A 5224-nucleotide genomic window follows, 5' to 3' on the forward strand; every position below is an offset into this window, starting at 1 on the left:
GTTCTGGTAGCCCCAGCTACCAGAACCACGCACGGCTCAGGCGACGACGGATCGCTGCGGGACGCCCGTGTACTCGCTGAGCGGTCGGATCAACGCGTTCGATTCGCTCTGCTCGATGATGTGGGCGGTCCACCCCGTGATGCGGCTCATCACGAAGATCGGGGTGAACACCTCGATGTCGAATCCCATCAGGTAATAGGCCGGCCCCGTGGGGAAGTCGAGGTTCGGCCTGATCCCGGTGGCATCACCCATCGTCTTCTCGAGGATGTCGTACATCCGCACCCACTTCTCGCCGCCGGTGTGGGCGGCGACGTCGCAGAACGCCTTCTTCATGGTGGGAACGCGCGAATCACCGTTCTTGTAGACACGGTGACCGAACCCCATCACCTTCTCCTTGCGGGCGAGCTTGCCCCGCATCCACTCCTCCGCACGTTCCGGCGCACCGATCTCGAGCATGTCGTGCATGACCGCCTCGTTGGCGCCGCCGTGCAGCGGCCCCTTGAGCGCGCCGATCGCGGCGGTGACGGCACTGTAGATGTCCGACATCGTCGAGGTCACCACACGCGCCGCGAACGTCGAGGCGTTGAAGCTGTGCTCCGCGTACAGGATCAGCGACACCTCGAACGCCTTGACGATCGCCGCGTCCGGCACCTCCCCGAAGCACATGTTCAGGAAGTTCTCGGCGAATCCGAGCACATGGTTCGGTGCGATCGGATCGAGCCCGCGTCGACGCCGGTGATCGGCGGCGACGATCGTCGGCAACACCGCCATCATGCGCAGCGACCTCGCCCGGTTCGCGGCCGGCGACGCGTCACCGTCGGTGGCGTCCTCCGCGCCGAGGTAGCTGATCGCGGTGCGCACCACATCCATCGGGTGGCAGGTCTCGGGCAGTTTCGCCACGAGCGTGAGCAACGACCGGTCGGCGCGCCGTTCCGCGCGCTCGCGCTGCATGAACAACGCCAGTTCGGCGTCGCTCGGCAACTCCCCGTTCCACAGCAGATAGGCGACCTGCTCGAAACTGCAGTGCGCGGCCAGATCCTGCACCGCGTAGCCGCGATAGGTGAGCGAGTTCGTCTCGGGCACCACCTTGGAGACCGAGGTGGTGTCGACGACGACGCCGGCGAGACCCTTGTAGATCGTCGAAACAGCGCTGTCTGTCATCACTGACCCCCATTCAGCGTGAAATTGAATATGCCGGAATCGAATTCGTTGTAACGCTCGTACTCGAGCACCTCGTACAGCCTCGAACGGGTCTGCATCCGATCGACGATGCTCTCCTGCGTGCCCTCCTCGTGGATGACGCGCAACCCGTGCTCGATCGCGCCCATCGCCAGACGCAGCGTGGTGACGGGATAGATGACGGCGTTGTAGCCGATCTTCTCGAGCACCTGCGCCGGAACGAGCTGCGACTTACCGAACTCCGTCATGTTCGCCAGCAGCGGGGTGTCGACCGCGGCACGGAACTTCTCGAAGTCGTCGACGGTGTGCAACGCCTCGGTGAAGATCAGATCGGCCCCCGCCTCGGCGTAGGCCTTCGCGCGGTCGATCGCCGCATCGACCCCTTCGATACCCGCGGCGTCGGTGCGAGCGCAGATCACGAAGTTCGGGTCGCGTCGCGCCGCCACCGCGGCACGCAGTCGGCGCACCATCTCGTCGGTGCCGACGATCGCCTTGCCGTCGAGATGCCCGCACCGTTTGGGGTTGACCTGATCCTCGAGATGCAGACCGGCCACGCCGGCGTCCTCGAGGACGGTGACGGTCCGGGCCGCGCTCATCGGCTCACCGAAGCCGGTGTCGGCGTCGACGAGCACCGGAAGGTCGGTGACGCCGGCGATCCCGGCGCTGTGCGCGGTGACCTCGGTGAGCGTGGTCAGACCGATGTCGGGCAGGGCGAGCGCGGCCGAGAAGGCACCACCGGAGATGTAGACCCCCTCGAACCCGATCTCCTGGATCAGCTTCGCGGTCAGCGGGTTGATCGCACCGGGGAACCGCTGGATCGTCCCGGATCCGAGTCCGCGGCGGAACGCGGCGCGTCTGTCGGCGACCGGGGTGGTCGCGGCGATGAGTCCGGTCATCTCAGAACAGCCCCTTCGGCAGCTTCGGTGCGCAGGCGAGCACGTCGTCGGACACGGTGAAGGTGAGCTGGTCGAGCTCACCGGCCTTCATCTCGGCGACACGCTGAGCGGCGTCGAGGAAGCGATCCTGCTCGGCGGGCGCGACGACACCCTCGGCGAGGATGCGGAACTTGTCGATGTACTGGTCCCGCGCGAACGGACGCGCACCGAGCGGGTGGGCGTCGGCGACGGCGAGTTCGTCGACGATGACCTCGCCGCTGCTCAGGGTGACCTCCGCGCGGGCACCGAACGCCTTCTCCGCCGGGTCCGTCGAGTGGTAGCGGCGCGTCCACTCCGGATCCTCGGCGGTGGAAATCTTGTTCCACAGCGCGATCGTGTCGGGGCGCTGCGCGCGTTCGGGCGCATAGGAGCGCTCGTGATGCCACACACCGTCCTGCAGTGCGACCGCGAAGATGTACATCACCGAATGGTCGAGGGTTTCCCGCGACGCGTGCGGGTCGAACTTCTGCGGGTCGTTCGAGCCCGTCCCGATCACGACGTGCGTGTGGTGGCTCGTGTGCAGCACGATCGACTCGATCTGCTCGAGATCACCGATCCGCTCACGCATCCGGCGCGCCAGGTCGATCGGTGCCTGACTCTGGTATTCGGCGGAATGCTCCTTGGTGTAGGTGTCGAGGATCGCGCACTTGGCCTCACCCGGGCCGGGCAGCGGCACATGGTATTCGGCGTCCGGGCCACCGAGCAGCCAGGCGATGACACCGTCCTCACCCTCCCAGATCGGCGACGGGGCACCTTCTCCCCGCAGGGCGCGGTCGACGGCCTCGACAGCCATCTTGCCCGCGAACGCCGGGGCGTACGCCTTCCAGCTGGAGATCTCCCCCTTGCGCGACTGGCGGGTCGCGGTGGTGGTGTGCAGGGCCTGTCCGATCGCCTGGTAGACGGTGTCGGTGTCGAGGCCGAGCAGTGTGCCGATGCCGGCAGCGGCGGACGGCCCGAGGTGCGCGACATGGTCGATCTTGTGTTCGTGCAGGCAGATCGCGCGGACGAGGTCCACCTGGATCTCGTAGCCGGTGGCGAGGCCGCGGATCAGGTCCGCACCGCTGCGGCCCGCGTGCTGGGCGACCGCCAGGATCGGCGGAATGTTGTCGCCGGGGTGCGAGTACTCGGCGGCGAGGAAGGTGTCGTGGAAGTCGAGTTCGCGCACCGCCACACCGTTGGCCCACGCCGCCCACTCCGGTGAATACGTGCCGTCGACACCGAACACCGTCGAACCGGGTGTGTACGGATGAGCCCGGGCCTGCGCGCGGGCATTCGAGACCGGGCGACGGACCAGCGAGGCCGCCGCGACCGACGCGTTGTCGATGATGCGGTTCACGATCATGTCCGCGGTGTCGTCCGGCACCTCCACCGGGTCGGTCGCGACCTCCGCGATCCGCCACGCGAGGTGCTCTTCGCGGGGGAAGTTCTCCGCGGATCGACGGGTGCGTACGAGATGAGTCTTCATGGATCCTCCGAAGTCCGATGCTGTGATTCGCACGCTACGCAGACGCCGATCGATTGGAAATGCCTTGCACATGCCTATTTTTGCGGACCACACCGAGTGAAATTGCGGAAATTGTGTAAACGGGAGGTGTTAGATTTGCGGACATGCAGAAGATGTACGCCGGTGCGCGTCTGCGCCGGCTGCGGGAAGAACGCGGGCTGACGCAGACCGCGCTGGCGTCGACACTCGGACTGTCCACGAGCTACGTCAACCAGCTCGAGAACGATCATCGGCCGCTGACCGTGCCGGTGCTGATGCGCCTGAACTCGATGTTCGATCTCGACATGGGGTTCTTCGCCGCCGACACCGACGCCCGCCTGCTCGCCGACCTGCAGGAGGTGCTCGCCGAGAATCCCGACACCACCGACGTGTCCGCCACCGAGATCGACGAATTGTTGTCGCGCAGCCCGTTCGCAGCGCGCGCCCTGGTGTCGCTGCACCGTCGACTGCGCGGTGCCACCGAGCAGCTCGAACAGCTCGCCCCGGGGGATCCGGGTGTCGTCGCCGATCAGGCCGCGACCACCCCGTACGAGGAGGTCCGCGACTTCTTCTACGACCGCCGCAACCACATCGCCGAACTCGACGATGCCGCAGAGGAGCTCTTCACCGGTCGCGGGCTGACGGTCGGCGGCCTGGACCTTCAGCTCAGTGGTCTGCTGTACGACGAGTACGGCATCACCGTGGCCATCCGCACCGACGAACCCGACCGCGTCGGCCGAAAGCGTTCGTACGACCCGACGACGAAGGTCCTGACCCTGGCGCGACGCCTGTCACCGGGGCAGCGCGCATTCCAGCTCGCCACGCAACTGGCGTTCATCGCGCATGCCGACACGATCGATGCGATCGTCGCCGGGGCGGAGGCGATCCCCGAACGGTCCCGCGCGCTCGCGCGGATCGGGCTCGCCAATTATTTCGCCGGTGCGCTGATCCTTCCGTACTCCCATTTCCTGCGCTCCGCCGAAGCCCTGCGCTACGACATCGACCTGCTCGGCGCGAAGTTCGAGGTCGGCTTCGAGACGGTCTGCCACCGCCTGTCGACCCTGCAACGCCCCGGTCAGCGCGGGGTACCGTTCTTCTTCGTGCGCACCGACCGCGCCGGAAACATATCGAAACGGCAGTCCGCCACCGCTTTCCATTTCTCCCGTGTCGGTGGCAGCTGCCCGCTGTGGGTGGTGCACGACGCCTTCACGTCGCCGGGGCGGATCCTGACGCAGGTGTCGCAGATGCCGGACGGCCGCACGTACCTGTGGCTGGCACGTACCACCCATGAGGGTGCGCCCGGTCATCTCGCGCCCAAGAGGGATTTCGCGGTCGGGCTGGGTTGCGACATCGGATACGCCGACAAGCTCGTCTATTCGCGGGGGCTGCGCCTCGACGATCCCGACACCACGGTACCGATCGGGGCCGGATGCAAGGTGTGCGACCGGCCGTCGTGCACCCAGCGCGCGTTCCCTCATCTGGGCCGCCCCATCCGGATCGACGAGAACAACGCCGGTCTCGCCCCCTATTCTCCCGCCCCGGAGGGAGCGTGAGGTGCGCGCCGAACCACGTCAGGACCCCGACGCCCGAAGGTGGGCGCACCCACGCCCCACCCGTGCGCACTTCT

At 67.0% G+C, this 5224-nt stretch carries 4 protein-coding genes; 1 reads left to right on the forward strand and 3 read right to left on the reverse strand.

What is annotated here, in order from left to right; all coding sequences use genetic code 11:
- Nucleotides 1-36: 36 nt before the first annotated feature.
- From LDQ05_RS19130 to prpD, 3 genes are read right to left on the reverse strand one after another with little or no spacing between them, the layout of a single operon-like run.
- Nucleotides 37-1161 (reverse strand): bifunctional 2-methylcitrate synthase/citrate synthase, encoded by a 1125-nt coding sequence (locus LDQ05_RS19130; protein WP_226438537.1) that lies wholly within the window; start codon nucleotides 1159-1161, stop codon nucleotides 37-39.
- Entirely contained in the window at nucleotides 1161-2075 is a 915-nt protein-coding gene (prpB, locus tag LDQ05_RS19135; protein ID WP_226438538.1) for a methylisocitrate lyase, read from the reverse strand. The genes LDQ05_RS19130 and prpB overlap by 1 nt, the downstream gene beginning before the upstream one ends.
- A gap of 1 nt (nucleotide 2076) precedes the next feature.
- Nucleotides 2077-3579, reverse strand: coding sequence for a 2-methylcitrate dehydratase PrpD (gene prpD, locus LDQ05_RS19140; protein ID WP_226438539.1), 1503 nt, complete (start codon nucleotides 3577-3579; stop codon nucleotides 2077-2079).
- A 143-nt stretch (nucleotides 3580-3722) separates the two neighbouring features.
- Between prpD and LDQ05_RS19145 the strand changes: the two genes are divergently transcribed.
- A complete protein-coding gene (locus LDQ05_RS19145) occupies nucleotides 3723-5150 on the forward strand; it encodes a short-chain fatty acyl-CoA regulator family protein (protein ID WP_226438540.1) in 1428 nt (475 codons plus the stop codon).
- Nucleotides 5151-5224 lie beyond the last annotated feature (74 nt).

This window comes from Rhodococcus yananensis (genome assembly GCF_020515525.1).
GTDB classification, from domain to species: Bacteria; Actinomycetota; Actinomycetes; order Mycobacteriales; family Mycobacteriaceae; genus Rhodococcus; species Rhodococcus yananensis.

Coding starts and splice junctions, on each gene's coding strand:
- prpD (WP_226438539.1), bottom strand. CDS start 3,579: ATGAAGACTCATCTCGTACGCACCCGTCGATCCGCGGAGAACTTCCCC.
- prpB (WP_226438538.1), bottom strand. CDS start 2,075: ATGACCGGACTCATCGCCGCGACCACCCCGGTCGCCGACAGACGCGCC.
- LDQ05_RS19145 (WP_226438540.1), top strand. CDS start 3,723: ATGCAGAAGATGTACGCCGGTGCGCGTCTGCGCCGGCTGCGGGAAGAA.
- LDQ05_RS19130 (WP_226438537.1), bottom strand. CDS start 1,161: ATGACAGACAGCGCTGTTTCGACGATCTACAAGGGTCTCGCCGGCGTC.